The organism is Burkholderia sp. Bp8986, from assembly GCF_003854225.1.
Classification (GTDB): Bacteria; Pseudomonadota; Gammaproteobacteria; order Burkholderiales; family Burkholderiaceae; genus Burkholderia.
This window is the reverse complement of the sequence record NZ_QTQM01000117.1, coordinates 1-2,775: the sequence shown is the minus strand read 5'-3', so window position 1 is coordinate 2,775 and position 2,775 is coordinate 1. Positions and strand designations below refer to the sequence as shown.

3 protein-coding genes are annotated in these 2,775 nt (G+C 61.0%); all 3 read right to left on the bottom strand.

Features of this window, described 5'->3' with window-relative positions:
- A partial coding sequence (locus DID99_RS36245) for a transposase (protein ID WP_148094705.1) occupies positions 1-249 on the bottom strand: 249 nt, incomplete at its 3' end.
- Between the two features lie 274 nt (positions 250-523).
- Positions 524-907: a hypothetical protein gene (locus DID99_RS36240; RefSeq protein WP_124668693.1), complete on the bottom strand. Its 384-nt coding sequence runs from the start codon at positions 905-907 to the stop codon at positions 524-526.
- Between the two features lie 128 nt (positions 908-1,035).
- Positions 1,036-2,661: a DEAD/DEAH box helicase family protein gene (locus DID99_RS36235; protein WP_311767514.1), complete on the bottom strand. Its 1,626-nt coding sequence runs from the start codon at positions 2,659-2,661 to the stop codon at positions 1,036-1,038.
- Positions 2,662-2,775: the final 114 nt, after the last annotated feature.

Below are 2,775 nucleotides of genomic sequence, written 5' to 3'. Positions count from 1 at the left end.
GCGTTGCCAGACACCGGCCTCTTGCCACGCCACCAGCCGCCGCCAGCACGCCGTGCCTGAGCCGCAGCCCATTTCTTCCGGCAGCAGATTCCAGGCGATGCCCGAGCGCAGCACGAATACGATGCCGGTCAACGCCGCTCGGTCCGGCGTCGGCTTGCGCCCCGCGTATCGGCGGCTCCGTGGTGCCCGCTTCGGCAGTAGAGGTTCGATGAGTGACCACAGCTCGTCGTCTATCAGTTCTTTGGGCATCGTTTCCTGGCCGGCAAAACAAGTCAGAAAATTAACACCCTCTCGAAAAAGTTAATAGACCTAATCCGTAATTTCGCAACAGCTTCTAAGTCAATGATTTGAAATAGGAATTTAAAATTCTGACCAGGGCCATGGGACGCGAAGTTTTTCAGATCCGTATGTGCACGGTCGTAGCCCGAGGAAACTCCAGTACCGTCGTGAAGCTTGGTTGGCAGCGGCGCGGATATGTGGTAGCGTCGTCACCGTTGAGGCTGTAATTTGCGTCACCGAAAGGTTATTGCCGCGGCGCTTCCCTGGCGTCGCAGAAAAAGCTCAGGGTATCGTCGTCTTTGATTTTGACATGCCAATGGCCAACACAGTACTTGGCGTCGGTGAATTCCTCCCGCCAGCGATTCGAAAGCCTCTTGATCCATGCACGCCCTTCCGAGGGCATCTGCGGCGAAGCGGCCAACTGCTGCAACATCTGTAGATAACTGGAGTCACCCCAGTGGGAGGTGGCCGCAACGTGCGCGTTCCAGACGAGCACAACCAGCTTGTATATCTCACGCACCACGGCGATCGGCGTCTCTTCGGTAATGGCCTCGGATAACAGTGGCTCGCCAAAGTACAGGATCGTCTCCGATATCTTTTCGGTTTTGCCCGCGCTTGCTTTATTCATCGTTTCGTTCCGCTTGATTGATGCACGCCCCCGAAGTTTGCGCCGGCCATACGACCATTCGAGCTCGTCGGCGAGCGCACGAATTCGTCATCCCGTATTGAGATCCAATCGGCGAGGCTTTGTGATTTTCAGGCAAGCGTGAGCTGAAGTTCCTGTCCAGGCATGCACATCTGGTATCCCATCGCTCGATAGCCACGCTGACGCTTCTCCCACATACGCAGCAGCACCGGATGGCCGCCGTCCACGTAATCGAGGACGCGCACACCGATCTTACCCGCATGCTCTCGGTGAAGTCGACCGGCGTACTGCTGCAAGGTGCCTTTCCATGCGACCGGCATAGCCAGCACCAACGTTTCCAGCGCCGGGTGGTCGAAACCTTCCCCAACCAGCCTGCCAGTCGCGAGCACGACGCGCGGCGCATCACTGGCCAGCGCGTCAAGGGCGGTCAGTTGCGCGGCGCGCGCTTTTCTGCCGAGCCGTCCGTGCAGAACAAACAGGGACTGCACCGTACCCTCCAGAAACAGCTGCAGGCTTTCGAGATGGTCCGTCCGCTCGGTGAGCACCAACACGTGGCGCCCCTGTCTGTACTGTTCACAAACGGCTGCTGCGATCATCTGTGACCGCGGCGTGTCCTGGGCGAGATGTGCGAACACTGTCTGGATTGGCGCATCGTCCGCGACCCCCACCGCAGCAGCAAGCCTTTGCGGGAAGACCTCGAGCCCCTGCGGCGCGTTGGCTGGCGACTGCGCCACGTGCCGGATCGGCCCGTACAGCATAAACATCACCGGTTGCTGGCTGTCGCGCCGCACGGGCGTCGCGGTCAGGCCCAGCACGTAATGCGCCTGAACAGCCTTGAGTACCGCCTCGAAGGAATCCGCGGAGACGTGGTGACATTCGTCGACGATGACCTGGCCGTAACACCGCAGCAACTCTCCGCGAGTACCATTGGGGGCCACCGATTGCAGCATCGCGACATCGATCTTGCCTGTCGCCTTCGACTTGCCGCCGCCGATCGTACCGATCTGCTTTGGATCGAGCCCGAGAAACGACTGCAGGCGTTCGCGCCACTGATCAAGCAGCTCCCGGCGATGCACAAGCACGAGCGTGTTGATGCCGCGCCGGGCAATCATCGCGGCCGCCGTCACGGTTTTTCCAAATGCTGTCGGCGCATGCAGGATGCCGATGTCGTGCTGCAGCAGATCGGTCACGGCCGTCTGCTGGTCATCGCGGAGCGTACCGACAAAAGAGGCGACGATCGGCTCGCCAGCGCAACGCGCGTCGCGGAGGTCGCAGGCGATGTCGTTATCGCGCAGCAGTGTCACGACGTCGTCGAGACAGCCGCGCGGCAACGCTATATGGCGCGGGCAATTTTCGGCCCGGCCAATGATGCGAGGCTTGTCCCACACGCTGAAACCACGTGCCTGGGCTCGGTAGAACTCCGGATTCTGGAAGGCTGCCAACCGGATGAGACGATTGAGCAGCGCCTGGGGAAGCTGTTCCTTCTCGAAATAGAGTTGGTTCGCGCGCGTCAACGTGAGCGATGTCGGCATTGGTCCGGCCAATCGTTTCGGCAGCGCAGGCGGTGGCTTCCACGGCTCGACCTGATCCTCTTCGGCGATGAACGCGACATCGAGCGGATGGGCACGGCCCGTGGCACGGAAAATCACGCCCTCGATGTCGCGCCCGTCCATCCGAACGGCTGCCAGATACGCCCACTGGTCAGCATAGGGTTCGAAGCGCTCGTCAACAAACACGCTGTATCCGCGCTCGCGTGGTTGCTGGGGGCAGGTCACTGGTGCCGTGATCAGCGCGATGGCAGTGCGCAGGCCGCAGCGGGGCCGGTGCCCAGTACGCCGAGCTCAAGTCGT